This window comes from Sporosarcina newyorkensis (genome assembly GCF_900167515.1).
GTDB lineage: Bacteria > Bacillota > Bacilli > Bacillales_A > Planococcaceae > Sporosarcina > Sporosarcina newyorkensis.
Genome location: NZ_FUYJ01000006.1, coordinates 81353 through 107805, shown reverse-complemented (window position 1 = coordinate 107805; position 26453 = coordinate 81353). Strand labels below are relative to the sequence as shown.

Genomic DNA, 26453 nt, shown 5'->3' with positions numbered 1-26453 from the left:
TCTTTTTATGTACACAAAACCACTTCTCGAGAAAATGTCCCTTTCCGCGCAAGGCACCGGTCCGCCACATGAAACCCAGCTACTGCAAGCATCTCATCCATGTTTTCAATCGTAATGATCAAACAGCTTTTGGCAAAACGACGGGCTTCCTTCAAAATCTCCAGTTGTCCCTCAGCTGTAATATGCGTAAACAAATTATAAGGCATGTCGATAATCGCAATGTCATACGTTTCTTTCACTTCTGAGATTGGTCCGATTGTCACAGTGCCTTCCAAGCCGAAATACGCAATGTTTTTTCTTGAACCATAGACGACTAGCGGATTAATATCCCGTCCCTCGATCGGAATCCCCATCGATAAAGCTTCCACCAGCACGGTCCCGATTCCACAGCATGGATCGATCACCCGCACACCTTCAGGATGTGGCACAGCAATATTCACAGCTGCTCTTGCCAATCGAGTACCGAGCGCAGTCGAATACATATGGGGCTTTTGTTGATGTGCATGCCAGTCGGATGAACTTCGGGTCAGCTTTCCTGCATACCACTGATCCGCCAATTGTATAATCCCAATCAATACTTTGGGATCATCCAGCTCAGGTTCACCCTTTATTTGTAGTCCGACATTTCGTTCGACTTTACGGCGTTCGGCATGACCGATCTTCGGGGTACCGGCCAGCTCCATATCATTGAGGCAAACCGTCTTGAATGATTGGCCAATTTCTAGTTCAGAAGCTTGTTTTGCCAATGAATCCGCACTATCTGCCTGAATCCATACATCAAGTCGTGCTTGCATAAATGGACTGCGTGATGGATTGATTTCCATATCGCTCTGGATGACATTGTCCTGCACGTCTTTTCCGAAAAAAGCACGCATTTCCATCTGACATAGTTCTTGCTCATCACGATGGCGGATATACGTATAAATAAATTTTGGAGACCTCACTTACTTACCTGCTTTCATTTGGTTGCGCAGACCATCTAGTGCTTGGTGAAGAAGTTGAAGCACTTGCTCGATTGGCATGGACTCTTCAAAACCTTCAATTGGATCAAGCGGCATATTCACTTCCCACAGACCTTCGTTATCTGAAAAAGAGATACTGAATCCAATGAGTTGTTGCTGAAGGATGGATTCGATATAAGAACGAATCGCATCTCCTTCTTTTTTCTTCCCTTGTAAACCGAAAAGCACCATATATGTTCCAAAAATATCATCTACTTCAATTACGAGTGAATCCACTTTGTAGTCGTCAAAGTCAGGGGATTCTACGTAAAGAAATTCAGGTAAGTGAGATTTTAGATAGGATATCGGCTCCTTTAAAAAGGCGGAGTCTGCGCTGCGTAGTGTTTCTTCAGTTTCCTTTAGACAGATTTCCAATGCATCAATTGTTAATGGGTTCATTTCGTTCACTCCTCGTTAGTAAGTATACCGGATTCATTTTCGGGATACCACGGATTTAAATGAATTAACACTTCGTCGACATCTTCATTTTGCGCCATGATCATATTTCGGATCCTGCTCGAAATTACATGACCTTCTTGAACCGTCAAATTTCCCTCTACACCAATTCGAATATCGACCAGCACGTAATGGCCATGTTCTCTCGCGCGAAGACGATCGATTCTCTTCACTTCAGGTACAGAGAGAATAACTGTTTCAAACGCAGCGAGACGTTCATCGCTGACACTTTTCTCCATAAGAATATCCATACTCTCTTTACCGATCTCCATTGCTAACCGAAAAACGAGAACCGACACGACGATACCGGCAAATGGATCGCCATAAGAAAGGAAGGGAATGTCAAAAAGATCTCCAACTAACGCCAGGCCAATCCCGACGACTGCGGCGAGTGAAGCGTAGACATCTGCCAAATGATCGTATGCCGTTGCGATCAATCCTTTACTATTTTCCTTTTTCCCGATACGCATCGTATAGACGTACAGTACATACTTCCAAATGAATGAGATCACTGCCGTCAACAAAGCAATTTTGCTGGCCGTTGCAGGTTCTTCGAATAGCGCTTTTACCGCTTCGAATGCGATATAAATGGCGGCTAGTCCTAAAATGATCGCGACAATACCGGACCCGATCACTTCTGCCTTGCCGTGACCATATGGGTGATCTTCATCAGCAGGGCGTTTTGAAATCTGCATAGAAGTTAGAGCAGCGGCTGAAGCGACGACGTCTCCTGCGTTATGGAAGCCGTCGGCAAGTAACACAGGGCTTCTAAAAACAAACCCGACGATTAGTTTTAAAACAGTTAAGACGATATTGCTCAGCAAACTAATCCAGATTGCCATAATAGCAGAAGCAGAATGATTTTGACTTTGATTGAGATTGATCATTATTTTTTTCCCCCTCTACTAGTGTTTCCTATAAGCAACAAAAAAACCTCACCTGTTGTAGGTGAGGTTTGAAACATTTTTAATTGTTGGATTTGGTTAAGAATTTTCATTGCGATCACTCATTCATTTGTAGTTAGTCCATTATCCCATGAAACGATATTCTATGCAACTGAGGAGAGACAGACCACTTAATCCTGCGTGACTCTCGGTTTGCCCTGCGCGAAAGCAATTACAAAACCAATCAAGCCGAACACTAAAACTGGCACGATCCAGCCGACACCTTGCTCATATAGGGGCAAGTATCCGAGTACCTTGACTACAGGTTTCAACTCCAAGCCAAAAGCAATCAGCATATCAAAGAGTCCGATTACACCAGCGGCGACTAAACCGAATATGTATACTTCATGGTAACCTCTGAACACCTTATGGAATAGGCGGAATGAAATCAGTACGATTGCTAACGGATAGATACCGATCAACACTGGAATCGTCACAGCAAGCAATTTCGTCAGACCAATATTCGCGACGATCGTGGAAAACCCGCAAATAATGACCACAAATGCTTTATAAGGAATCGCTGTAACGACTCTTGAAAGATACGTGGCACTGGCGGATACCAATCCTACCGACGTCGTCAAACAAGCGAGTGTAACCGCAGCTCCAAGCAGGTATAGTCCGTTATTTCCCATTAATGCATAAGCGAGCTTTGCCAATATATCTCCACCGTTCGTTGCACCGGCTGCTACGCCACGGCTTGTTGTTCCTAGATAGGCGAGCCCAGCATATACGAGACTCAATCCGACAACCGCAATCAGACCTGCTCTCATCGTAATGGAGGTAATGGCTTTCCTATCTGTAATTCCTTTTGCTTTCACCGCGTTAATGACGATAATAGAGAAAACGAGCGCGGCCATCGCGTCCATCGTGCCGTATCCTTCTATAAATCCTTTAATGAAGAAATCTTCTGCAAAAGCACCTTGAGGCGCTCCTGCCGCATCCAATGGATTAACAATACCGATCACAACAATAAGCGTTACGATGGCAAGAAGCACAGGTGTCAAAAGGCTGCCAAAACGATCGACCATTTTATTCGGTTTCATTGAAAGCCAAACCGTCACAGCGAAGAAGACGATCGAAAATAGCGCCAATGCCAGCCCGTGATGAGAAGACGGTACAAAAGGTGACACGGCAATTTCAAAAGACACAGTTGCTGTTCGCGGTACACCGAAAAACGGTCCGAGTGCCAAATAGACGATAAATGGAAAGAATGTTGCGAATATAGGAGAGGCTTTTCCTGCCAAGTCACTCAGCTGATTTCCACTCATTGTCACAGCAATTACGCCAAGATAGGGAAGTCCTACACCAGTGATCAGAAATCCAGCAAGCGTGATCCACATTTGCGTTCCCGCTTGTTGACCAAGAAGTGGAGGAAATATCATATTCCCTGCGCCAAAAAAGAGGGCGAACATGGTCAGCCCTAGTTTTATCGTGTCAAACCTGGTAAAACTATTCATTTATAATTCCTCCTGAAGAACTCTGAGAAGCGCATGTATTTTGTTAATTTTCTGTATGCATATTAAATTCCAATCTGCTGCCGTAATACTATATGATATGTACTAATGTTCTGTCAAGTATACAGAATAGAATTCTCTGAATCACGTAATTGTACTCATGGAAAGCAAAAAAAGGATTCTCAAAATGAGAATCCTGCATCTATTACCCCATAATGTGATAGCCGGCATCCACATAAATCACTTCGCCTGTCACACCGCTAGACAAGTTGCTTAACATCGCAATTGTCATATCGGAAACTTCTTCCGGTTTGACATTGCGTTTCAGTGGAGCGCGTTCTTCGATTTGACCGAGAATCGTATTAAAGGAAGGAACTCCTTTAGCAGACAGTGTACGGACCGCACCGGCAGAGATCGCATTGACACGAATATTCTGTTCTCCAAGTTCAGACGCCAAATAGCGTACAGATGCTTCCAAGGCTGCTTTGGCAACCCCCATTACGTTATATCCTTCAAGCACACGTTCCGCTCCTAAATAACTCATCGTTATGATTGCGCCGCCTTCTGTCATGTACTGGCGTGTTTCACGTGCTGCTGCAACCAATGAATATGAACTGGAGTCTTGCGCAAATGCATATCCATCACGGGTTGTTTCAACGAATGGATTACGCAAATCTTCTTGGTGTGCAAAGGCGACAGAATGCACAAGTCCGTGAATGACACCTACTTGTTCTCCGATCGTTTTGAAAGCTTGTGCCATGCTTTCATCACTATTCACATCACATTGCACGATTTGCGTAGCCTGTAGATCATTCTTTTCTAAAGCCTTCTCCAATTTCTCACGGGATCGATCTTTTCGATAAGTGAAAATAACATTCGCACCGACTGAAAATAATGCTTTCGCAACTCCCCAACCAATGCTGCGTTCATTTGCGACACCCATAATGACAATATTTTTTCCTGACAATTTTAATAAATCTACCATAATAACCTCCTGAATTTTCATTCGTCACTGTAGCTTCTAATACTCTTCATAATAGTACCATATTGTGCGATTGAAGATGTAGCTTTTCTACAGTAGCAAATTCACCTTTTTTGAATTGACTGTCAATAAATAAAAATACAGTTGACTTTATAATTATGCACAAGTATACTTAGCTGTAATGAATAATGAGGTGATGACGTTGAAGGTAGGAATCATAGGAGCGTCCGGGTATGGTGGCCTCGAATTGATTCGGTTGCTGCACAACCACCCGGAAATTGAGCAGATTGATTTATTCACATCCTCCGAAGTGGGGACTGTATTTTCTGAGAAATATCCGCATCTCGTGACGATTCACGACCAACCGATGCAGGCGATAGAGCAGGAACATATCCGGCAACTTGACACAGTTTTCTTCAGTACACCGGCAGGAGTGACCACTTCGTTACTTCCTCCTCTTGTAGGGGTAGGGCCGAAGCTAATCGACTTAGCAGGTGACTTCAGATTAAAAGATCCTTCTTTATATGAAGAGTGGTATCAAAAAGACGCCCCTGAAATGAAATTTTTGGAGAAAAGTGTGTATGGGCTGCCCGAATGGAATAAAGAGCAAATCAAAGAGGCGGAGTTTATTGCAAATCCGGGTTGCTATCCAACGGCGGTGTTACTTTCATTGTTGCCGCTATTAAAAAATGAATTGATCGATGGCAGCCAGTTAGTCATCGATGCAAAAAGCGGGGTTTCCGGCGCTGGTAATAAACCGAGTGCGGTAACGCATTTCAGTGAAACGAATGAAAACTTCTCCATCTATAAACTTCATCAGCATCAGCATATACCTGAAATCGAGCAGGCGATGAATCTATTCGCGAATCAGCCTGAACCGATCACATTCACAACGCATCTCGTGCCGATGACGAGAGGAATTATGGCAACAAGCTATGCAAAAGTGAATAAACAGGTAACTGAAAAACAACTACTAGACTGTTTAAGAGAAACCTATAAAGAGAGTCCATTCGTCCGAGTCCTGACAGATATCCAGAAGATCGGAACGAAACAAGTATACGGCTCCAATTATTGTGATATACATGTCAAGGTAGATCCGCGCACAAATCGAGCGACGATAGTAGCTGTCATCGATAATCTTGTAAAAGGAGCTTCCGGCCAAGCGATCCAAAATATGAACATTTTATATGGTCTGGATGAAACGACTGGAATTGATAATATTCCATCATTTATTTGATAAGAAGCTCACACAGAAAATACCGGAATTGAGGGGAGCACGTATATGGAAACCATCGAAAGCATGAAGCGCATCTCGCGTAAAAATATTATCTCACCAAAAGGGTTTAAAGCAGTCGGCATTCATTGCGGACTGAAACATAAGAAAAACGATCTGGCATTATTGGTCAGCGAAGTGCCGGCAAGTGTTGCGGGTGTCTTCACTACGAATGCGATCCAGGCAGCTCCGCTTAGCGTAACCAAGCAAGTGGTATATGAAACGCAGAAAATGCAGGCGGTTGTCATCAACTCGGGCAATGCGAATGCTTGTACAGGCAAGCAAGGCATGAAAGATGCTTTGACGATGCAGCAAAAAACAGCCGAACATTTAGGGATCGATCAAAATTTAGTCGGCATTGCTTCAACAGGTGTGATCGGAGAACAGATGAAAATGGAACCGTTGTTGGCTGGTATAGAGCAACTGCAGCCATTAGATAGTTTAGAAGGCTCGATTCAATTCTCACAAGCTATTTTGACGACGGATACGGTGACGAAAAATACAGCATATGCAACAGCTATCGATGATCGCGAAGTGGTCGTTGCAGGTGTGGCGAAAGGTTCAGGAATGATTGAACCGAATATGGCGACAATGCTCGGCTTCATTACGACGGACGCGAATATTGAATCTGAACACCTGCAGCAGGCGCTAAAAGACATTACAGACGTGACGTTCAATTCCATCACAGTGGATGGGGATACGTCGACAAATGATATGGTTCTTGTGATGGCAAATGGAATGGCAGGAAATAATGCACTGACTCCTTCACACCCTGATTGGCAATCTTTCTTAAACGCATTGCACGCGGTAGCGCGTGACTTGGCGAAAATGATTGCGAAAGACGGAGAGGGTGCAACGAAGTTAATTGAAACGAAAGTGACAGGCGCTGTCTCTGATGAAGAGGCACGTAAAATCGCGAAGTCAGTTGTAGGATCACCGCTTGTGAAGACAGCGGTATTCGGCTGTGACGCAAACTGGGGCCGCATCATCGCTGCAGTTGGGTATAGTGGCGCGACGATTGATCCGGACGACATCAAAATCTATATCGGTACGACACTCGTCGTGGAGAACGGCGAGCCGATTCCTTTTTCGGAAGATGAACTGCTCATTTATTTGAAGCAGCATGAAGTGAAATTTGTCGTGGAACTGAACCAGGGAACTGGTGAGGGTACCGCATGGGGGTGCGATCTGACTTATGACTATGTCCAAATCAATGCAACCTATCGCACATAAGCGACAGGTTATAAAACTTGGTGGCAGTATGCTGGATGAATTGAGTGAATCGTTTTTTGATCGCGTGAAAGAATTGCAGCAAGCTGGCATACAATTACTTATCGTCCATGGCGGCGGACCGAATATTAATGAGGAACTGGCGGCTCGTGAGATTACTTCTTCCGTAATTAATGGGTTTCGTGTTACTTCCGAAGAAGCGATTGGTGTCGTCCAATCCATTTTAATCGGTCAAGTCAATCCGGCGCTTGTTCATCGTTTTAATGAGCAAGGCGTTAAAGCGATTGGGCTGAGCGGTTTTGATGCAAATCTTTTCACTTGTGATCTGTTGGATTTCGAGACGTATGGCTATGTAGGCGAAATTCAGCACGTACAAACGGATATTTTGGATTCATTACTCAGTGCAGATGTAATTCCGGTCATTTCCTGTATCGGGGCGACGGCTGCAGGGGAGCCGTTGAATGTCAATGCGGATACTGTAGCCAGTCAGATTGCGTTAGCGGTTGAAGCGGAAAGCTTACTGCTCGTGACGGATACGCCGGGAATTCGAATTCAGAATCAACCTCAGGCGAATGTGATGCCGGAACATATTCATCGCTGGATTGAGACGGAAGATATCTATGGAGGAATGATCCCGAAGGTTCAGGCAGCAATGGACTGTCTGGAAGCAGGTATTCCTTCCGTTCAGATTGTCGGTCAACAGCTGACAGGGACGGTCATTACCAATGAGGGGGCAATCGTGTGACTTCTTTGTTTAATAACTATGCGAGACGTGCGGTGCACCTTGTCAAAGGACAGGGCACTGTCGTCACAGACGATCAAGGAAAAGAGTATTTGGACTTTACGAGCGGCATCGCAGTCGTCAGTTTAGGCCATGCTCATCCTGCGATTGTCAAAGCGTTACAAGAACAGAGTGAAAAACTCTGGCATATCTCGAACCTATTCGAAAGTCCGGAACAGGAAAAGTTAGCGGAATCGTTGACGAAAGATATGGATCTCGCGTATGCACTATTTTGCAATAGCGGAGCTGAGGCGAACGAGGCGGCCATTAAGCTTGCAAGGAAACATACAGGAAAGCATAAGATCCTGACGTTCAAACAATCGTTCCATGGACGGACGTTCGGGGCAATGGCTGCGACAGGACAGGATAAAATCAAGCAAGGTTTCGGTCCAATGCTTGAAAGTTTTGAAGCATTGCCTTTCAATGACGTAGAAGCACTGACGGACGCAGCGAATGAAAACGTGGCAGCTATCATGCTTGAAGTTGTCCAAGGCGAAGGGGGCGTCAATTCGGTCGAGCCTGCATTTGCGCAAGCGATTATGGAAGTTTGTCAGCACTATGGGATTTTATTGGTGATTGATGAAGTCCAAACAGGAATCGGCCGTATGGGGACTCGTTATGCGTACGAGCAGACAGCACTGAAGCCGGATATCATCACGCTTGCAAAAGGGCTTGGCGGTGGTTTCCCGATAGGCGCACTCCTTGCAGGAAAAGACTTGTTCGACACGTTCGGACCTGGCTCGCATGGAACGACGTTCGGTGGGAATCCATTAGCGATTGCGGTCGCACAAACGGTCGTCGATCATGTCTTTGATCCTGCGTTTTTGCAAGCTGTTCAAGACAAATCAGCTTATTTTAAAAAACAATTACAAGCAGTGTTGCCAGCCGAGAAGTATTCACTGCGCGGTAACGGTCTATTGATAGGTATTCATTCCAATGAAGTAATCGGGCCAGTCATTCAACAAGCTGAAAAGCAAGGACTGCTACTTGTGCCAGCCGGAGCAAATGTCATTCGACTATTGCCGCCATTGACGGTTTCTAAAGCAGAAATCGATCAGGCTGTTGGGATCTTAAAGAATATATTGGTATAGAAACCACTTGAATTAAAGTAGTCGGTGAGCTGCAATTCAACATGGAAGGGCTATCTGGAACGTTTTCCTGATAGCCCTTGTTTTTATTTCATCAACTATTGCTTCGTGCTCATAATCTACCTAAATGCGCTCATAAAATTATGCCGCCGCTCATATCTCATCTCTAACCGCTCATACACCTCCTCCAAGTGATCATAAACACATTAAACGCGATCATAAAGTCGCTTCAAATGCTCATAGAACAGCTTTATCCCCCTCAAATGAATCCACTTACTGCCCAGCACATTTAGTTTTTCTACATCTTACTACACAACCCTTTTTTGGAATTTTTTCTATACAATGAAATCAGGCTAAGGTATAGTTAATGAAAAACAACTAGAATGGAAGTGTCCTAGATTTGAAAAAACTATACAGCTTGCTGTTGGCTGTTTTGATCGCTGCGTATGTACTGCCACTGTCATCACTGGCAGCCATTTTTCCTGATGTGAAAGATGAGCATTCTGCCTCCGTCGAAATAAAATACTTAGTCGAACAAGGGATTATTATAGAAAAGCCCAACCAAAAGTACCGTGTCAATGAACCGATTACGCGACTCGAAGCATCCGCTATGATTCAGCGTGCATTGAAGCTTTCGATGGAAAATCGACCAGCTGTGGAACTTTCAGACGTCAAGTCATCCCATCCGCACTATCAGCTGATTGCGACAATGGTGGACGAGGGCATTTTTATGGGCAATGCAAATCAGGAATTCCTGCCGAATGGCAACTTGAAACGCGGACAGATGGCGGCTGTATTCGTCAGAGCATTCGACTTGAAAGGAACATCCGGCTATCGATTCCGTGATGTACCTGCTTCCTATTGGGCACTGCCTGCGATTCAAACGTTATCTGCTCAATCCGTTACAACTGGATTTTTAGACAATACATTTAAGCCGAATGATTCCTTAACGCGCGGGCACTTCGCGGTGTTCCTTGCCAGAATCTTGGAGCCAAGCTTTAAAAATACGCCCGCTTGTTATATCGGTGACAATAAAGCTCAGCAAGTTGTCACTGTCCCGGTCTCAACATTATGGAAACAGCCTGGCACGAAACGTCCGGTAGATTCATATGCGAACGGTAAAACACCGGACATTAGTAAATGGGTATCTTCCATGACCCTGCCGCAAAAACAATGGCTTGTTGGTAAGTTGGAGACACAGGTTCTTTATGGACAAACTGTGAAAGTACTGCAGACAAAAGGGGATTGGGCGCAAGTCGCAGTTGTAGATCAAAGCTCACCAAAACATGCAGCGGGCTATCCTGGCTGGCTGCCGAAGAACCATCTCGCAACTGTTTATCCAAATTATTCAACATGTAAAACGGCTATGTTGAAAACAAAAACAGCCATTCTGACTCATGATGAAAATGGAAAAAAACCATTCCGAACGATCAGTTTCAACACCACCCTGCCAGTTGTCGGAGAGACAGGCGATCGAATCGCTGTGCAGACCCCAACGGACGGGGTGAAATATATTAATAAGAATACTGTGAAATTGGTAAATGCAAAAGAAAGTTTGCCGAACCCGACAGCTCAGCAAATCGTAGAGACTGCTAAAATCTTTGACGGGTTGTCCTACTTATGGGCAGGTACTTCAGGTTTCGGCCTCGATTGCTCAGGTTTTACCTATTCTGTCTACCGCCAACACGGCATCAACTTGCCGCGGGATGCTTCCGTGCAAGCGGTCAATGGTATGAAAGTCTTGAAAAAAGATTTGCAGCCGGGTGACTTATTGTTTTTTGCTTACAATAAAGGAAAAGGGACCGTGCATCATGTCGGTATGTATATTGGCAATGGTCAAATGATCCACGCACCGAATCCGAAAAGAACTGTCGAAATTGTGCCGTTGACACTTGAACCATACAAATCAGAATACGCTGGAGCTAGAAGATATCTTCGTTAAATAGGAGAAGCGCGCAGACCATGGCCTGCGCGCTTTTTCTCAATCTTATAATTTGTCTTTATACAGTAGCTGATCATCTTTCAAATCGATAATCTTCAAGAAGCGGTCATGTTTTATAAAAATACTTTTATAGACTTTTTCACCACGTCCATTTTCAAATAAGATAATTCGTTTACCGGGATTGTCTGTCTCCATGTGGGATGTAAGCTTATCGATTGGCATATGCTCGCCTAATACAGCAGACTCTTCATACCCTGATAAGTCGGAAGCAGACGAAGCTGAATGATCTTCCGGCTCATCTTCCGGCGCGATTTCGCTATCAGGAGATGTTACCGACTCCTCTTCAGATTCTATCGTATCCTTCGCAATCTCCTCTTCTTCTTTGGGTTGCGATTCTTCGTTGTTTCCACACGCTGCCAAGACTATCGCCAACGCGGGAAGTAACCACCATTTCTTCATTAAGTACCACTCCTATTGAGGACTAAATCTTTTGCGTAAACAAGTGTAAAAGAATCCATCGCGCAAATCAAATTAAGAGGCTTAAACTAGATTTGGGAGATTGGAATTTTATTGTCTGACTGGATTATTAGATAGTAATTGAAGATTTGCATTTTGCAAATTCGCCAGCTCAATAACTACAATATTCAAAATACGTATAACTTTCCTCACACTTTATGCTATAGTAAATATATAGTAGATACGCACGGATGGGGGAAAGTGAATGGAGAAGCTATTAAGATCATCATCTGCAAGAAAAGCGCTTAACAAAGTAGAAAAAGTAACAAAACGCATTCAACCTCTAGTGGAAAATGAACATTCATTTGAAAAAAATTACAAACAGCTTCATAGATTGCTGGATGATGAGTTGAATGAAGATGAATACTTTGTCATCGTCGACGAGACAGGGCGCAGCTACATCCATACAAACCGATTATGGGAAGGAACGTTATTTTCTGATCCTATTGGCTTGAAAGCTGCGAATACTGACCAACCTTTACTGCAAATATATGAACGACAATCAGGTGAACGTCTTATTGACGCATCCGCCCCAATCATCAAATCAAACGGCACTCGCTATAGTTTACGTCTCGGTCGGATCGTTCATCAAAAGTATATTCTTTACGGCATGACGGGCGCTATTCTACTGCCAGCCCTTATCATGGCACTGATTGCATATCTTCTTGATTTACCTTTCAACCAAGGGCTGATTTTTTCGGTGGCATCGCTTCTTATTTCTGCTATTACAATCATAGCACTCTATAAAACCGTCATGATTGGCATCCGTTCCTGGCGCCAAGTCACGAGAAAAATTTCGGCAGGGGATTTGACGGCGGAAGTCACTGAACGGTCAAGATCGGAATTCAATCAAATTGGATTTGAAATTAATAAAATGGTGATTGGCACGAAAAACATCGTCAAAGAGCTGGATAGTTCATCCGGTATCGTTGACCAAATTAGTCAAGATCAAGCATCTGAAGCGAAACGCTTATCTAGTGTTTTCACGGCATATGGGGACACCATGCAAAACTTCCAGGTCGGAACGGAGCAACAACTTTCTTCATTACAGTCAGCAAACGCCATGGTCCAAACGATGATGCAAGGCATCCGTGAAATGGAAGCGCGTATCCAGCAGACGCTCGCAAAGTCTGAAGATGCATCTCAAGCAGCAGAAGAGGGTAGCCAAGCTATTGAAGAATCCGAGCAAAAGATGCAGCAAATAAATGAAGCCGTGCAAAAATCTTCCCAGAAAATCATGCAAGTGGCGGAAGATATCCATCAAGTCATCCAAAAAGTATCTCTGATTACGAAAATCGCGGAACAGACCAACTTATTGGCACTGAATGCCTCCATCGAAGCAGCACGGGCAGGTGAAGCGGGAAGTGGTTTCTCCGTTGTTGCCAATGAAGTCCGTAAGCTAGCTGAAGAAACGAATGATTTTGCGAATGACGTGGTGCGAACACTGGAGCAAACCAACAATGAAGTGAAAATTGCAGTACAGCAAGTGGAATCGAATACCGACACAATTCAAGAAGGCGTGGAAATCGTCAAAGTTGCCGGCCAATCCATCCATCAAATGAATGAAGCGGTGATCGATACGAAATCTGCTGTCAATAACAACAGCCGTCATGCGGAAGAAATGATTCAAGACGGCGAACAGATTGAAAGAATTATCGAGCAGATCACAACCATTTCCGAACAATTTACAGATAGTGTTACAGAAACCGTTGCTGGAATGGATGAGCAAGTCGAAGGAATTCAGCAGTTGGCGAGTGACGCGGTCAGATTGACAGACCAAGCTGCCGCGCTAAATCGCATTGTTCACCGCTTTAAATTTTGAATTACACAAACAACGAAACAGGCGATGCAAAACCAATTGGTTTGCATCGCCTGTTTACTTTTCATGTTTAAGCCGAAACACTAGGCTCGGCAGATTGTTTCTTGTATTGTCGTACTTCGTCTTTGCGCTTTTGCTGCAACCGCAAGAAAATGTTATTGCCGACAAGAGAAAGAATGATGAATACCGTACCGATATAATCAAACACCGTCAACTGATAACCTTGCACAAACGAAATGACCAATGTAGTCACTGGAACAAAGTTGATGAATAGTAGACCATTTAATGGTGACAAAATTCGAACTCCGACATTCCAGCCAAGCAATGCAATGATACCGGGGAAAACAATCATAAACAGCATATGCGGACTAACTGTTTGCACAGTTGCAAGTGTCGGAACGGAAATATAACCAGTCAACGTGACGAAAAAGACGATGACACAAGCTGTGGCAGTACCGAGCAGACAGCTTAATGTGGAATAACGCAATGACGACCACTCGCTGAACTGATTGCCGCCCATCGTATAGACCACCCAGCCGATCACAGCTAAAAAGATGAGCAAGGACGGAATTATATCATCCGTCGCAGTCAAAAATGTTCGTAAATCACCTTTTGTAATGACGAGCATCACACCGATAAATGCAGTAAATACACATGTTAATGTAAAACCATGCGGCTTTTGCCTGCTGATGAACCAAACGATTACAATGGAAATCATCGGCATCATGGCTTCTGAAATGGAAGCAACCATGATTCCCGGTTCACCCATCAGATCTTCGCCCCAGAAGATGAACAAGTTGTAGACAACAAATGCCATTGTACCGAAAAACCAAAGCGATAAACCCCTCTTCTCCAAGCGAAAAGCCTGTTTTCCTTCTTTCCACCACAATAAAATGACGAGTAAAATTGTTACCGATACGTAGCGAATCAATGTGAAATAAAAGGGATCAATTGCTTTAAATGCGCTATTGGCAACAGGGAACATCGCGCCCCATGATGCACTGGCGATAAAACATAGAAACGCTCCCCATATAATTTTGTTTTTCATTGGACCAAACTCCCCTCGAAGTACTTACTCTAGTAAACTAGAAAATAGACATCATGTAAAACGAATAATAATGATGACTACTATCATTATTATTGATATCATAAAAGAGACAGAAGAAAAGGGGGATGACGATGGAGTTTAAAGACTTGGAAATATTTCAAATGGTAGCCGAAAAAGGCACGATTACGGAGGCGGCAAAAGAACTGCGCTACGTTCAATCGAATATTACTTCTCGCATTCAGAAGTTGGAGAATGAACTGAAGACACCGTTATTCAATCGCCATAATAGAGGGATGATTTTAACGCCCGAAGGGAAAAGACTGTTGATCTACAGCGAGAAAATTCTATCATTGACGAATGAGATGAGGAAAGTTGTACAAAACGACAAAGAGCCGTCCGGAAAACTGGAAATCGGCTCTGTAGAAACGGTTATCAAACTTCCGGTCATTCTTTCGAGATACAATAAAAAATACAAACAAGTAGATTTATCTTTACTGACGGGCGTCACTGAACAATTGCAATATAAAGTGCTTCACCACCAATTGGACGGTGCTTTCATCTCCGAAGGCACGACGCACCCTGATTTAGCGGTCCATGACGTTTTGGAGGAAGAACTCGTCCTTGTTTCCGACAAGCCGTTTCAATCAAAAGAAGATATCAAAGATGAACCGATTTTATGCTTCAGTAAAGGATGCGGCTATCGTGCCCGATTGGAACAGTGGCTGGAGGATGAACAATTTAAACCGACGAAAATGATGGAATTTGGTACGCTGGAGACCATTCTCGGTAGTGTAGCAGCAGGTCTCGGCGTGACATTCGTTCCAAAATCGGCTGTCGCTCATCTAGTGGAACAAGGTCACGTTCATTGCTATCACTTGCCATCGGAGTATAGTCAGATTAAAACTGTTTTCGTCCGCCGTGCCGATTCGTATTTAACTCCGACGATCTATAAGTTCATTCAAGTCATTGAAGACTTCCATCAAGAAACATCGAATCAATTGCAAAATTCGACACAAATTTGAGGTCTACGATAGGTTACTTATGCTAATATGAAGGGTAGCTTATCTGATTTCAGCAGTATACTTCTAAATCTGCATGTGGTATGAAGAATGTGATTTTATTGCGGTTCAGAGGGTGTTTAAACGCCTGCTGAATTTCGGGGGGATGTCACGGGTTTTTAAGGGAGCTTTTCGAGCAAGCTCGAAAAAATCCGGACGCAATTATGCTGAGGCATAATTGATAAATATAGAATTGGAGTGACAATAGATGAATTACAGCAATCAAACAGCTAGTTCCAGTTCATTCAAAAAGCGCAATTACCGACCGGCCATCATTATCATTTCGGTGATTTTGATTGGAGCAATCGGTGTGCTGTCAGGTCTGCCGGGAGCCGAAGACTTTACTGCTTTCGACATTACGATCTTGCCTCTTTTGAATGCCATCTTTAATAGTTTTACCTTTATTTTCTTAGTGTGCGCTTTGGTCGCCATTTTGAAGAAAAATATTACGGTTCATAAACGATTCATATACGCTGCATTCAGTACGACTGCATTGTTCTTAGTCACTTATGTGGCCTATCATTATTTAGCTGAATCGACTCCGTATGGCGGCAGTGGTTTCATGGCTGGTTTCTATTATTTCATTTTGTTTTCTCATATTGTCTTAGCTGCTGTAATTGTTCCGCTTGCTTTGACAAGTGTCGCCAGAGCTTGGAATATGGAAAACGCGCGTCACCGTAAAATTGCACGATGGACGATGCCGATTTGGTTATACGTTAGCTTGACCGGGGTACTTGTGTATATATTGATTTCGCCTTATTATTAAGGGAAGATTGTTTGGTAAACAACTTAAAAGGGCATCAGTCAGAAGAGGTAGAATGACTGATGCTCTTTTTTACAACAGACTAAACTGAGTATTGAAAATAAATGAATGGATGTGAAGGAATGAATACTTCTAATTTCATGTCAAATGACGCATTCGATCAGATTTTTCAACAAGTATCGGATGATATTAATGAACAGTTAAAGAAAGAAATATTGATTGCGATGATTGGGGATGTCAACGCAGGAAAATCCTCTACTTTAAATCGGCTTATGCAAAAAAGTGTAGCTGAAGTGGGAGCGCAACCGGGAGAGACGAAAGAAGTCAAAAAGTATTACTACCGAGACAATATCCTGTTTGTCGATACGCCGGGACTCGATGATATTTACCAAGAACACTCTCAAGAAACATTAAAATTTTACAATGAAGCCGACGTAATTTTATTTTTCTTAAATGCAGCAGGCACTGTGCTGTCGGATACGGAATTGAAATCACTGAATAAAATTGCCACTTTTAATAAGAAAGTCATTATAGTGCTGAATAAAATTGATGCGGCAGATGATATTCCAAGTTTAGTGAACTACATACTAGAGCATACTGAGTTTGCGTATCCTGTCATTCCGATTTCCTCCAAGACTGGAGAACATATGGAGTTATTGCAGAAAGAAATTCTTCAGCAGCTGAAGGAAGTGAATAAGGATCTCTTGCTGGCGGCCAATATGGCAGATAAGCCATCCATCGCAAAAAAGTGGATTTTGGCGGCTGGAGCATCGGCAGCCGCAATCGGCGCAGTCCCTATTCCTGGAGCGGACTTTGTTCCGCTGACCACTTTACAAGTTGGTTTGATGTTGAAACTTTCAACTCTATACGGAAAACCGATTACGAAAGACCACGCAAAGGAATTAATCATTGCAACGGTAGTTGGGAATATCGGCAAAACAGCATTTCGTCAAATCGTCAAAGTCATACCGGGCGCTGGAATGGTCGTTGCTGCTAGCGTTGCTGGTTCCATGACTGTCGCACTCGGCTATGCTGTGAAATATATGTATGAAAATGATATGGATTTAAAGCCTGAGACATTGAAGAAAGTTTACAAGATGTATTTAAAGAAAGAAAAGTGAAAAAGGGGCGGGTTGTATGGAGTGGTTTAATTATGCCACATTTGTGGTCGCTTTACTGGCAGGGCTTTACTCGATGGAAAGCATGAAACGCAATAAGGAATTGGAGGAGCGAGTGGAAGAGCTGGAAAAGAAAAATACTGCGGAGTTGGACAAACACCGTATGTGAAGAGGGTAATGGAATGGGGAAGACAGTATGTCCGATTTGCAACGGGCATAACCAATGCGGTAATGGAAATTTGAAAGACGGAGGAAAATGCTGGTGTACAGACAAAAAATTTCCTGATGAAGTGTTTGGTCAAATTCCGAGGGAAGAATTGCACAAACGCTGTGTTTGTCAAAGGTGTCTGGAGCGTATCACTGCAGGAAAATAGGCAAGCGAAGGTCTGACGACCGGCGCTTGCCTATTTTTATTCGTCTGCAAACGAGCGTGTCGCCAGTTCCTTTTCGTAAATGAACAGCGCATTCTTATCATCGCGAATTCGTTTCAAATACTCGATATGCTTATCGAATGTCGCTTCTTCTTCGACTTGTTCATCCAAGAACCAGTTGAGGAATGAGATTGTCGCGTGTTCTTTTTCTTCCCATGCCAAATCCATGATTGCATAAAATGATTTTGTTACTTTTTTCTCCTGTTCTAACGCAACTTCAAAAGTATGCACAAGATTTTCGAAAGAAGTAGTAGGCGCGGGAATTTCCGTAATGACTGCATGAATACCGCGGTCATTTAAGTAGGAATAAATTTTCATGGCATGGAACCGCTCTTCTTCTACTTGCTGTAAATAATAGTGAGCAAATCCGCTATAGTTGCGGTATTCACAATAAGATGCCATGGATAAATACGTTTGCGCGGCGGCGAATTCATTATTCATTTGTTCATTCAGAGCTTGTGCTAATTTTTCGCTGATCATGTACATCGTCTCCTTTTCTTTATACCCTATCTATACCCATATTGGTGTAAATTGAACCTAAAGGAACTAGCCTTCATTCCTAAATATGCCTATACACGCAACGGATGATATACTAGTAAAGAGAAGTTAAAGAACAACAAGAAAGTAGGAATGAAATTGAATAACTACAATGTCCCCATGTTGGATACAGAGGCAAGAGTTGAAGCAAAGGCTTACTTGGATATGCTGACAAAGCCGGTCGGAAGCTTAGGGAAATTAGAGGAAATTGTCATGCAACTGGCCGAAATGAAGGGGCATCGCAAACCGGTCATCTATAAGCTCGGTATTATCGTGTTCGCTGCGGATCACGGCATCGTCGAAGAAGGGATTTCGGCATTCCCGCAACAAGTTACACGTCAAATGGTAGACAATATGGCGCAAGGCGGAGCTGCGATTAATGTATTTGGCAGACAGCAGCAAGCCGAATTTTCATTGGTGGATGTCGGTGTGATCGGTGATGATTTTACGGGACTAGTGAAAAACCGCAAAATTCGCCAAAGTACTCAAAATTTCTTACGTACAGAGGCAATGACAGAGGAAGAAGTAGAGAGAGCGATACAAATAGGCTACGAGGAAGCACTGGTACTGTTTGATAAAGGAGTAGACTGTCTAGTAGTAGGAGAAGTTGGTATCGGTAATACAACTACGAGCAGTGCGATTGTCGCGGCTATTACGGGAATGGATCCTGCGGAGCTTGTGGGCTTCGGAACAGGAATTTCATCTGAACAGCATGTACATAAAATCAACGTCGTTCGACAGGCTCTGGAATTTCATCAGCCGGACCGACAAGATGGCTACGACATACTACGCAAAGTCGGCGGCTTGGAAATTGCTGCAATGGCGGGTGCAATGCTGGCAGCCGCATCGAATCGGATACCAATTGTGTTGGATGGATTTATTTCTACGGCGGCTGCATGCGTTGCGGAGAGTATTGGAAAAGGTGCAGTGAACTATATGTTACTTGGCCATCAGTCTATGGAGCCGGGCCATCAAAAAGCCTATGAATACTTAGGGAAGGAACCAATTGTTTCACTGGACATGAGACTTGGGGAAGGGACAGGTGCAGCGGTAGCTTTTAGCATCATTCAATCTGCTGTCTGCATGGTCAATGAAATGGCGACCTTCGAAAGCGCAGGGGTCTCCGGTAAGAATGAATGACATGAAAAAACTGGGAAGAAGTGGCCATCGCCATTTCTTCTCAGTTTTTAAATTCATCAGTTCAAACGGTTTCCGCTGGTGTGATCGCTTCAACGTCCTGATCTTCAGATGAATTACTAATAATACTTGAGAGTACATGTACACGCAGAATGATTCCTTTAATTCGATTTATCTCATCTACAACGACAAGTGGATACTTAGAATCAAGCACACGTGGAATAATATCTTGGACATATTCTTCCGGGTAAGCCGTCCGCACATCAGTAGACATAACTTCATCAATGGTCTTGCGGTTTTTTACGCCGTCAATCGCTTGATCAATAGTGACCAATCCGAGTAATTGCCGCTCGCGGTTCGTAATGAAAACGCTGGAGATTCCATGCTCTTCCATATTTTTAATAGCGACATGCAACCCGTCTTTACTATTTACGATGCTCAATGGCTTCGACATAATATTTTCAGCTTGCAAAACTTTGGAACGATCGATTTCCCGTGTGAACTCAACAATATAATCATTCGCCGGTGATTCCAATAAATCTTCTGGTGTTCCGACTTGCTCGACATTGCCATCTTTCATGACAGCCACACGGTCACCGATACGGAAGGCTTCATTGACGTCATGTGTAATGAAAATAATGGTCTTTTGCAAGCGTGTCTGAATATCCAAGAGCTCCAGCTGCATCTCTCTTCGAATGAGTGGATCTAACGCACTGAACGGCTCATCCATCAATAGAATATCCGGATCGTTCGTCAAAGCCCGTGCAATACCGACACGCTGACGCATTCCACCTGAGAGTTCATCGGGATATTGATTCTCATAACCTTTTAGTCCGACTGTATCAATATGCTTTTGAGCAATCTCACGTCGTTCGTTTTTGGACAATCCGCGGACTTCGAGACCGTATTCGATATTTTCCATAACGGTCCGGTGGCTGAATAAACCGAAGTGCTGGAAAACCATCGCAATTTTCTTTTGGCGGAAAAATTTCAACTGTTCCTTGTTGTAAGAGACAATATTCTCCCCGTCTACGTAAATTGCGCCTGAAGTCGGTTTGTTCAGCAGATTAAAGCAACGGATCAACGTGGATTTTCCGCTTCCCGATAAACCCATGATGACGAATGTTTCGCCCTCCATAATTTCCATATTGGCATTATAGACACCGACTGTATGTCCGGTCTTGTCGAGAATTTCTCGTTTAGAAGCACCTTTTTCTATTAACGGAATAACCTTTTTAGGGCGGGGTCCAAAAATCTTGGTGACATTTTCTACTTTGAGTTTTACTGTCATGCTGATCTCCTCCTAGAACTTTGTAGGCGATCCGCCACTCCATTTGTGATGCGGTCTATGATAATCGCTAAAAATACGATACTGATACCTGCTTCAAATCCTAATGAAATATTGATTTGATTGATAGCGTACAGTACCCGTTCACCGAGACCATGTGCACCAACCATTGAACCGACTACTGCCATGGACAACGCCATCATAGTTGTTTGGTTAATACCTGCCATCATTGTAGGCAATGCTTGAGGAAGTTGTACTTTTACGAGCATCTGATTACGGGAGGATCCGAATGACTCGGCCGACTCTATTACTTCATCATCGACATTTCGTATACCAAGCTCTGTTAGTCGAATGACAGGGGGCAATGCATAAATAATCGTTGCAATAATTGCTGGTACGTTTCCTAAAGGGAAGAAGAAAATTACAGGGATCAAGTATACAAAGGTAGGCATCGTCTGCATGGCGTCTAATATCGGCCGCATGATAATAGAAAATGTTCGGCTGAAGGCCATCAATATGCCAACCGGAATACCGATCGCAAGGGATAGGACAACAGAAATCACGATAATGGCAACAGTGGTCATCGTTTCTGTCCAGAGATCAAAAGATCCGATTAAAAAAATGAAGAGGGCGAACAGCAAACCGCCGTATATATTGTTGAAGTACCATCCCAGTAAGAAAACGATAATCATGATTACCCACCATGGTGTGGCTAACAGAGTCGTTTCGATCGTGCGGATAGTTGATGAAGCAATCATGAAGATAAAATCAAAAAGCCAACCAAAGTTCATTGCGAGAAAGTCGATAAACTTTTCAACATAGTCTCCTATCGGTATTCGTACATTGGGGAATTCAGTCATAGGCATTAAGCTAGATTACACTAGCTTGTCCCTCTCTTTCTGTAGTTAAGTTAAGTAAGTAGTGAAGAAGGGGATGGAGCGGAATGGCGTCCATCCCCGCAATCTTTTTAGTTTTTTATAGTGCTGCTTTTACTTTCTCAGCAATATCGTCAGGTACCCATGAAGTCCAAATGTCTTCATGTTCTTTCATGAACCATTTTGCGGTTTCGTCTGGATCTGCTTCATTCTCGCCCATATAATTTAGCATTTCTTCAGTTAAGTCGTTACTCGTTTCATAGTTTTTCAGAAAGTCAACAACTTCAGGTGCTTGGGTTTGCAGATCTTTATGAATACCGACTACAACATCATTCGGTGGGAATTCAGTTCCTTTTTCTTTGTCCCAAATTTCTTGGTCAAACGGATGATCTTCTAAAAGTGTTAAATCATACGTTGCAGTTACCCAAGTTGGAGACCAATAATAACCTACCCACGGCTCGCCTTTTTTGTAAGCGCTCACCAAATCAGCAATAATTGAAGAGTCAGATCCTGGAGCCAAGTATGTGAACGTCTTATCTAAGCCATAAGTCTTCATTTTTTCAGCTAAATGTTTGCTGACGACCCAGCTCGAAGGGGCGCCGATAATGCGGCCCATTTCTGGGTTTTCGGGGTCTTTGAAAAGTTCAGGGTATTTTGCCAGGTCTTCCACTGTCTTCAGGTCAGGTGCCATAGGTTCAATGCCGCGCTCTTGATCGCCCTTTATCACGTAAGTCGGTACATATAGACCTTGAGAATTGTCGTCAAAGTTTGTTGAAAGTTTCACTATATCTCCTTTGTCAATAGCGCTAGTGTAGATATCTTCCATGTTATCTGTCCAAATTTCGGTGTAGATTTGGATATCGCCTTGCTGTAAAGCTTGGAATACGGCCGTAGAAGTCCCATTGGTTACTTCTGTGTCATATCCATAGCCTTCCTCCAAAATGAGTTGTGTGATGCTATTGTGGACACGAATGCTGTCCCATCCTGCGTCTGCAAGTTTAATGACACTGATCGAATCTTTGCTTACACTATTACCGCAAGCAGTTAAAAGCAGTAATGCGAAGACTGAGAATAGAAACGTAAACTTTCTCAAAAAATCAAATCCCTTCTGTCTGTGGTTTTTTTCATCACGAAATGATCTTTTTTACTCGAATCTCTTATTTGCAATCACCCAGAAAAAACGTAGGAAAGTTGAAGAGATTAAGGAAAAACTATCATTTTATTTCGTGGTGACATTTAGATAGTTTACAGGATAGTAAAATTATTATCAATTTAATAATTTAGACAACTGATGATTGAGTGTATTTTTTATAATAAAATACACTTATAAACTTCATTAAAAAGTAAAGTTTTTAACTGGAATTAAATATGGACGAATCAAGGCTCTATCCTACAAGGGGTATAGGATTTCCTCGAGTCGAATACTAGAGGGAAGTGTTGCATTTCCAAACGTAAGAATCAGAATTTTTAGATTACTAAAGAAAATTAGTTAGGTTTAACATTTCTGAAAGCTGAATGACAAAGATTTGTAACAGTTTATGAGGAATTATCGTGAATTTTTGATTTTGCTTTTAAGAAAATGATATAGTTAGTAATATAAATAAAGTTATATAAAAAAGGAACGTATGTAGAAAAGGAGAACGGATCTTATGACGAAAGAAGTCCATATTGTTTCGACGACTACACAAAGTCGCTCGGCATCTGCCTTCTTCTCAGATATTAAATCATTAGTGAAAGGTCCTGTACTCATCGCGAATGTCTTGCCTGTATTTGCAGGGTTCTGGTTGGCGCTTCACTTCTCAGGAATGACACTTGCAGGGAATTGGGGCGTTTTCTGGCTGACGATGGTCGGCAGCACCTTTCTAATGGCAGGTGCGCTCGTGTTGAATAACTGGTTTGATTCGGATATTGACACTTTCATGGAAAGAACGCAGCAACGGCCGACTGTTACAGGAAACTTTGCTTTGAAAACAGTTTTAAATATTGGTTTGGTGTTATCTGGGATCGGCATGTTATTGCTTTTATTTACTACTTTTGAAGCAGCTCTTTACGCGTTCATTGGGTGGTTTACGTATGTCATACCCTATACGATGTGGTCTAAACGTAAATACACGTTAAATACGGTAATTGGAAGTGTTTCGGGGGCGGTAACGCCTTTGATTGGCTGGGCTGCCATTATGTCGGCGAATCATATTGTGCCGATTGTCTTATTTTCGATTTTGTTTATTTGGCAAATGCCGCATACGTTTGCGATTGCTATGAAGAAGCATGATGAGTATAAAGCGGCGAACGTGCCGATGTTGCCGGTTGTGTGCGGTTTTGATTTCACAAAACGTCAAATGTTGATATATGTACTATGTTTGCTGCCTTTTCCATTTTTGTTGCCAATGTTCGGAATGGGCTTTATCATCGTCGCTACGTTGATGAATGTTGGCTATATTGCGGCTAGTATTTATGGTTTTTATGCAAAGGACAACCACAAATGGGCGCATGTCATGTTTTTGTATTCTGTGAATTACATGACCCTATTGTTTATGATGATGATTTTATTGACATTTTAATTGCAAAGAGCCTCCCTTCACTTAAAGTGAAGAGAGGTCTTTTTTTATGTTAACATTGAGTGGTGTAGACCGTCGTGTTGGAGACGAATTTAGCAGTTCAATCTAAAAATAGAAGGTGCGCCGATGACGAATGTACAAATTAGAAAAGTGACTGAAATTGAAGAAATTTATGCGGTGCAAAAACTTGAGAAGCAAATCTGGGGAATGGAGCCGATTCCTGTTCATCAAACGATTACTGCGGTGAAAAATGGTGGCCTGATTGTCGGCGCGTTTGCCGGCGAGCGAATGATTGGTTTTTCCTACAGCTTTGCAGGATTCTCTGAAGGGCAGTCGTATTTATGTTCCCATATGTTAGCTGTCGATCAAGAATTTCAATTAATGGGGATCGGTAAGTTGTTGAAAGATGAACAGCTACGTTTGGCGCGCGAGATGGGTTATGAATTAATTGTCTGGACATTTGATCCACTCGAAAGCCGCAATGCCTACCTAAATACATCAAAATTATACGGAGTCTGTTACGACTATATCGTCAATTGCTACGGTGAAATGGCGGACGGTCTGAATAAAGGCTTACCGACCGACCGTTTTCAAGTGGCGTGGTGGATTACTAGTCCGCGAGTGAATGAATGTTGGCAACCGATAAATCTTCAGTACATGTGTCCGTTTACGGTTCGCCTGACAAATGAAAATCACCCTGAGCTGCAGTTACCTGAAGAAAACGATTGGCTGTCGGCAGAAGCGGTAGAAGTGCCCGTTCCAAAACATACCCAGCTGCTGAAGACTGAAGACTCCCAGTTGGCGCTTGATTGGCGTTTGAAAACAAGGAATCTATTTCAACAACTGTGCAGCGCAGGGTTTGCATTAATTGATGTGCGCAGAACGGAAGAAGCTGTACAATACTATCGTTTTTGTAAGCTTTCCATGATTCCATTACAAAATGAAAGTAGTGAGCCGATTGAAAATTGAAAGTGTAACCATTCGTAGGATGAGTATGACGATGAAGAATCCTTTCACAACGAGTTTCGGAACAATCCATCAAAGAGACTTCCTGTTGGCTACAGTGCAAGATGAACTGGGCAACGAAGGTTGGGGAGAAAGCGTGGCGTTCACTTACCCATGGTATAGCGAAGAGACAACGGAAACATGTATTCATATGTTGCGTGATTTCTTGATTCCGGCGGTGCTTGGTAAGACAATCGAACATCCGGATGAAGTGAATGAATTTTTTGCACCTATTCGAAAGAATAACATGGCGAAGTCGACGATTGAAGGTGCGGTTTGGGATTTGTATGCAAAACGTCACGATATGTCGCTTGCCGAAGCGTTAGGTGGTGAACGGGATCATATTGAAGTCGGGATCAGTATTGGCATTGAAGAACGTGTGGAAGACTTACTTGCCAATGTGAAAGGTTTCATCGATGAAGGCTATAAGCGGATTAAGGTGAAGATCAAACCGGGGCAAGACGTGGAAGTCATCCGAGCGATCCGCAACGAATTTCCCGATGTGCCATTGATGGCAGATGCGAACTCTGCCTATACGCTGGATGATGCAGAAGTTTTAAAGGAATTGGACCAGTTTAATTTGATGATGATCGAGCAGCCGCTTGCGTCTGACGATATTATCGATCATGCAAAACTTCAGAGACAAATGTCGACACCGATCTGTTTGGATGAAAGTATCCATTCCTTGGAAGATACCAGGAAAGCCGTGGAGCTTGGGAGCTGTCGGATTATAAATATTAAAATCGGACGTGTGGGCGGTTTGACGGAAGCTAAGAAGATCCACGACTACTGCGCAGCTAAAGGGATTGATGTGTGGTGCGGTGGGATGCTGGAATCAGGCATCGGACGAGCGCACAATGTCGCTTTAACGACGCTGCCGAATTTCACACTGCCTGGAGATACGGCGGGTTCTTCTCGTTATTGGGATCAAGATATTATCAAGCCTGAGGTAGTAGCGGAAAATGGTTATATTACCGTGCCAAATGAAGCTGGTATTGGTTATAAAACGGATATCGAAGCGATCGATCAATTCACGGTGGATAAGTGGGTATTTAGAGCTGAATAAATATTCAGTGATTGTCATTTCACTATTAGTTGTGCTAGACTCTTAGGTAATCGAATAAGTTTCCTTCGGGGCAGGGTGGAAGT

General features: G+C 43.1%; 26 protein-coding genes. 15 read left to right on the top strand and 11 right to left on the bottom strand.

Going from position 1 to position 26453, the window contains the following annotated elements; all coding sequences use genetic code 11:
* Positions 1 to 5 precede the first annotated feature (5 nt).
* The 5 genes from B5D59_RS12230 to B5D59_RS12210 all read right to left on the bottom strand — a co-directional run bounded on the left by B5D59_RS12230 (position 6) and on the right by B5D59_RS12210 (position 4840).
* Complete coding sequence (locus B5D59_RS12230; protein WP_009497895.1) at positions 6 to 944, bottom strand: TRM11 family SAM-dependent methyltransferase; 939 nt, start codon at positions 942 to 944, stop codon at positions 6 to 8.
* A complete protein-coding gene (locus tag B5D59_RS12225) occupies positions 945 to 1400 on the bottom strand; it encodes a hypothetical protein (protein WP_040759364.1) in 456 nt (151 codons plus the stop codon).
* A 5-nt stretch (positions 1401 to 1405) separates the two neighbouring features.
* Positions 1406 to 2344, bottom strand: a complete 939-nt coding sequence (locus B5D59_RS12220; RefSeq protein WP_009497893.1) for a cation diffusion facilitator family transporter — start codon at positions 2342 to 2344, stop codon at positions 1406 to 1408.
* 188 nt (positions 2345 to 2532) lie between these two features.
* Positions 2533 to 3858 carry a branched-chain amino acid transport system II carrier protein gene (gene brnQ, locus B5D59_RS12215; RefSeq protein ID WP_009497892.1) on the bottom strand — a complete coding sequence of 442 codons (1326 nt, stop codon included), beginning with the start codon at positions 3856 to 3858 and terminating at the stop codon, positions 2533 to 2535.
* Positions 3859 to 4060: 202 nt separating this feature from the next.
* Complete coding sequence (locus tag B5D59_RS12210) at positions 4061 to 4840, bottom strand: enoyl-ACP reductase FabI (protein WP_176132581.1); 780 nt, start codon at positions 4838 to 4840, stop codon at positions 4061 to 4063.
* A gap of 199 nt (positions 4841 to 5039) precedes the next feature.
* On the opposite strand from B5D59_RS12210, the gene argC reads away from it, so the two are divergent.
* The 5 genes from argC (at position 5040) to B5D59_RS12185 (ending at position 11151) form a co-directional block, all read left to right on the top strand.
* Entirely contained in the window at positions 5040 to 6074 is a 1035-nt protein-coding gene (gene argC / locus B5D59_RS12205; RefSeq protein ID WP_176132580.1) for an N-acetyl-gamma-glutamyl-phosphate reductase, read from the top strand.
* 45 nt (positions 6075 to 6119) lie between these two features.
* Positions 6120 to 7343 carry a bifunctional glutamate N-acetyltransferase/amino-acid acetyltransferase ArgJ gene (gene argJ, locus B5D59_RS12200; protein ID WP_009497889.1) on the top strand — a complete coding sequence of 408 codons (1224 nt, stop codon included), beginning with the start codon at positions 6120 to 6122 and terminating at the stop codon, positions 7341 to 7343.
* Complete coding sequence (gene argB, locus B5D59_RS12195; protein WP_040759356.1) at positions 7306 to 8085, top strand: acetylglutamate kinase; 780 nt, start codon at positions 7306 to 7308, stop codon at positions 8083 to 8085. The genes argJ and argB overlap by 38 nt, the downstream gene beginning before the upstream one ends.
* The gene (locus B5D59_RS12190; RefSeq protein ID WP_078818160.1) at positions 8082 to 9212 is read left to right on the top strand and encodes an acetylornithine transaminase; all 1131 of its coding nucleotides are present in this window, start codon (positions 8082 to 8084) and stop codon (positions 9210 to 9212) included. The genes argB and B5D59_RS12190 overlap by 4 nt, the downstream gene beginning before the upstream one ends.
* A 397-nt stretch (positions 9213 to 9609) precedes the next feature.
* Positions 9610 to 11151 (top strand): S-layer homology domain-containing protein, encoded by a 1542-nt coding sequence (locus tag B5D59_RS12185; protein ID WP_078818159.1) that lies wholly within the window; start codon positions 9610 to 9612, stop codon positions 11149 to 11151.
* Positions 11152 to 11196: 45 nt separating this feature from the next.
* Here B5D59_RS12185 and B5D59_RS12180 read toward each other — a convergent pair whose 3' ends face one another.
* On the bottom strand, positions 11197 to 11610 hold the full coding sequence (locus tag B5D59_RS12180) for a hypothetical protein (RefSeq protein ID WP_078818158.1): 414 nt from the start codon (positions 11608 to 11610) through the stop codon (positions 11197 to 11199).
* Positions 11611 to 11872: 262 nt separating this feature from the next.
* Between B5D59_RS12180 and B5D59_RS12175 the strand changes: the two genes are divergently transcribed.
* Positions 11873 to 13489 carry a methyl-accepting chemotaxis protein gene (locus B5D59_RS12175; RefSeq protein ID WP_078818157.1) on the top strand — a complete coding sequence of 539 codons (1617 nt, stop codon included), beginning with the start codon at positions 11873 to 11875 and terminating at the stop codon, positions 13487 to 13489.
* 67 nt (positions 13490 to 13556) lie between these two features.
* Here the strand turns inward: B5D59_RS12175 and B5D59_RS12170 are convergent, their stop codons facing one another.
* Positions 13557 to 14534 carry a DMT family transporter gene (locus tag B5D59_RS12170; RefSeq protein ID WP_009497883.1) on the bottom strand — a complete coding sequence of 326 codons (978 nt, stop codon included), beginning with the start codon at positions 14532 to 14534 and terminating at the stop codon, positions 13557 to 13559.
* Positions 14535 to 14665: 131 nt separating this feature from the next.
* Here B5D59_RS12170 and B5D59_RS12165 point away from each other — a divergent pair, with 131 nt between their 5' ends.
* The 5 genes from B5D59_RS12165 to B5D59_RS12150 all read left to right on the top strand — a co-directional run bounded on the left by B5D59_RS12165 (position 14666) and on the right by B5D59_RS12150 (position 17847).
* Positions 14666 to 15556: a LysR family transcriptional regulator gene (locus B5D59_RS12165; protein ID WP_009497882.1), complete on the top strand. Its 891-nt coding sequence runs from the start codon at positions 14666 to 14668 to the stop codon at positions 15554 to 15556.
* Between the two features lie 244 nt (positions 15557 to 15800).
* Positions 15801 to 16358 (top strand): DUF420 domain-containing protein, encoded by a 558-nt coding sequence (locus B5D59_RS12160; protein WP_009497881.1) that lies wholly within the window; start codon positions 15801 to 15803, stop codon positions 16356 to 16358.
* A gap of 119 nt (positions 16359 to 16477) precedes the next feature.
* The gene (locus tag B5D59_RS12155) at positions 16478 to 17476 is read left to right on the top strand and encodes a YcjF family protein (RefSeq protein ID WP_245799517.1); all 999 of its coding nucleotides are present in this window, start codon (positions 16478 to 16480) and stop codon (positions 17474 to 17476) included.
* 16 nt (positions 17477 to 17492) lie between these two features.
* Complete coding sequence (locus tag B5D59_RS18245) at positions 17493 to 17642, top strand: hypothetical protein (RefSeq protein ID WP_009497879.1); 150 nt, start codon at positions 17493 to 17495, stop codon at positions 17640 to 17642.
* Positions 17643 to 17655: 13 nt separating this feature from the next.
* Entirely contained in the window at positions 17656 to 17847 is a 192-nt protein-coding gene (locus B5D59_RS12150) for a cysteine-rich CWC family protein (protein ID WP_009497878.1), read from the top strand.
* 36 nt (positions 17848 to 17883) lie between these two features.
* On the opposite strand, the gene B5D59_RS12145 is transcribed toward B5D59_RS12150, so the two are convergent.
* The gene (locus B5D59_RS12145; protein ID WP_078818155.1) at positions 17884 to 18384 is read right to left on the bottom strand and encodes a ferritin; all 501 of its coding nucleotides are present in this window, start codon (positions 18382 to 18384) and stop codon (positions 17884 to 17886) included.
* Positions 18385 to 18534: 150 nt separating this feature from the next.
* Between B5D59_RS12145 and cobT the strand changes: the two genes are divergently transcribed.
* Positions 18535 to 19581, top strand: coding sequence for a nicotinate-nucleotide--dimethylbenzimidazole phosphoribosyltransferase (gene cobT, locus B5D59_RS12140; protein WP_009497876.1), 1047 nt, complete (start codon positions 18535 to 18537; stop codon positions 19579 to 19581).
* A 61-nt stretch (positions 19582 to 19642) separates the two neighbouring features.
* Here the strand turns inward: cobT and B5D59_RS12135 are convergent, their stop codons facing one another.
* The 3 genes from B5D59_RS12135 to B5D59_RS12125 form a co-directional block, all read right to left on the bottom strand.
* Positions 19643 to 20869, bottom strand: a complete 1227-nt coding sequence (locus tag B5D59_RS12135; protein ID WP_009497875.1) for a quaternary amine ABC transporter ATP-binding protein — start codon at positions 20867 to 20869, stop codon at positions 19643 to 19645.
* The gene (locus tag B5D59_RS12130; RefSeq protein WP_040759673.1) at positions 20866 to 21726 is read right to left on the bottom strand and encodes an ABC transporter permease; all 861 of its coding nucleotides are present in this window, start codon (positions 21724 to 21726) and stop codon (positions 20866 to 20868) included. Before B5D59_RS12130 ends, B5D59_RS12135 begins: the two co-directional genes overlap by 4 nt.
* A gap of 115 nt (positions 21727 to 21841) precedes the next feature.
* Positions 21842 to 22834, bottom strand: coding sequence for an ABC transporter substrate-binding protein (locus B5D59_RS12125; protein ID WP_078818154.1), 993 nt, complete (start codon positions 22832 to 22834; stop codon positions 21842 to 21844).
* A 556-nt stretch (positions 22835 to 23390) separates the two neighbouring features.
* On the opposite strand from B5D59_RS12125, the gene cyoE reads away from it, so the two are divergent.
* The 3 genes from cyoE (at position 23391) to menC (ending at position 26370) form a co-directional block, all read left to right on the top strand.
* On the top strand, positions 23391 to 24302 hold the full coding sequence (gene cyoE, locus B5D59_RS12120) for a heme o synthase (RefSeq protein WP_009497872.1): 912 nt from the start codon (positions 23391 to 23393) through the stop codon (positions 24300 to 24302).
* A 123-nt stretch (positions 24303 to 24425) separates the two neighbouring features.
* Positions 24426 to 25268, top strand: coding sequence for a GNAT family N-acetyltransferase (locus B5D59_RS12115; protein WP_078818153.1), 843 nt, complete (start codon positions 24426 to 24428; stop codon positions 25266 to 25268).
* Positions 25258 to 26370 (top strand): o-succinylbenzoate synthase, encoded by a 1113-nt coding sequence (gene menC, locus B5D59_RS12110; protein WP_078818152.1) that lies wholly within the window; start codon positions 25258 to 25260, stop codon positions 26368 to 26370. Before B5D59_RS12115 ends, menC begins: the two co-directional genes overlap by 11 nt.
* Positions 26371 to 26453 lie beyond the last annotated feature (83 nt).

Coding starts and splice junctions, on each gene's coding strand:
- B5D59_RS12155 (WP_245799517.1), top strand. CDS start 16,478: ATGAATACTTCTAATTTCATGTCAAATGACGCATTCGATCAGATTTTT.
- cobT (WP_009497876.1), top strand. CDS start 18,535: ATGAAATTGAATAACTACAATGTCCCCATGTTGGATACAGAGGCAAGA.
- B5D59_RS12115 (WP_078818153.1), top strand. CDS start 24,426: ATGACGAATGTACAAATTAGAAAAGTGACTGAAATTGAAGAAATTTAT.
- B5D59_RS12175 (WP_078818157.1), top strand. CDS start 11,873: ATGGAGAAGCTATTAAGATCATCATCTGCAAGAAAAGCGCTTAACAAA.
- B5D59_RS18245 (WP_009497879.1), top strand. CDS start 17,493: ATGGAGTGGTTTAATTATGCCACATTTGTGGTCGCTTTACTGGCAGGG.
- B5D59_RS12130 (WP_040759673.1), bottom strand. CDS start 21,726: ATGACTGAATTCCCCAATGTACGAATACCGATAGGAGACTATGTTGAA.
- B5D59_RS12165 (WP_009497882.1), top strand. CDS start 14,666: ATGGAGTTTAAAGACTTGGAAATATTTCAAATGGTAGCCGAAAAAGGC.
- B5D59_RS12160 (WP_009497881.1), top strand. CDS start 15,801: ATGAATTACAGCAATCAAACAGCTAGTTCCAGTTCATTCAAAAAGCGC.
- B5D59_RS12225 (WP_040759364.1), bottom strand. CDS start 1,400: ATGAACCCATTAACAATTGATGCATTGGAAATCTGTCTAAAGGAAACT.
- brnQ (WP_009497892.1), bottom strand. CDS start 3,858: ATGAATAGTTTTACCAGGTTTGACACGATAAAACTAGGGCTGACCATG.
- argB (WP_040759356.1), top strand. CDS start 7,306: ATGACTATGTCCAAATCAATGCAACCTATCGCACATAAGCGACAGGTT.
- B5D59_RS12220 (WP_009497893.1), bottom strand. CDS start 2,344: ATGATCAATCTCAATCAAAGTCAAAATCATTCTGCTTCTGCTATTATG.
- B5D59_RS12210 (WP_176132581.1), bottom strand. CDS start 4,840: ATGGTAGATTTATTAAAATTGTCAGGAAAAAATATTGTCATTATGGGT.
- B5D59_RS12145 (WP_078818155.1), bottom strand. CDS start 18,384: ATGATCAGCGAAAAATTAGCACAAGCTCTGAATGAACAAATGAATAAT.
- cyoE (WP_009497872.1), top strand. CDS start 23,391: ATGACGAAAGAAGTCCATATTGTTTCGACGACTACACAAAGTCGCTCG.
- B5D59_RS12135 (WP_009497875.1), bottom strand. CDS start 20,869: ATGACAGTAAAACTCAAAGTAGAAAATGTCACCAAGATTTTTGGACCC.
- B5D59_RS12180 (WP_078818158.1), bottom strand. CDS start 11,610: ATGAAGAAATGGTGGTTACTTCCCGCGTTGGCGATAGTCTTGGCAGCG.
- argJ (WP_009497889.1), top strand. CDS start 6,120: ATGGAAACCATCGAAAGCATGAAGCGCATCTCGCGTAAAAATATTATC.
- B5D59_RS12150 (WP_009497878.1), top strand. CDS start 17,656: ATGGGGAAGACAGTATGTCCGATTTGCAACGGGCATAACCAATGCGGT.
- B5D59_RS12170 (WP_009497883.1), bottom strand. CDS start 14,534: ATGAAAAACAAAATTATATGGGGAGCGTTTCTATGTTTTATCGCCAGT.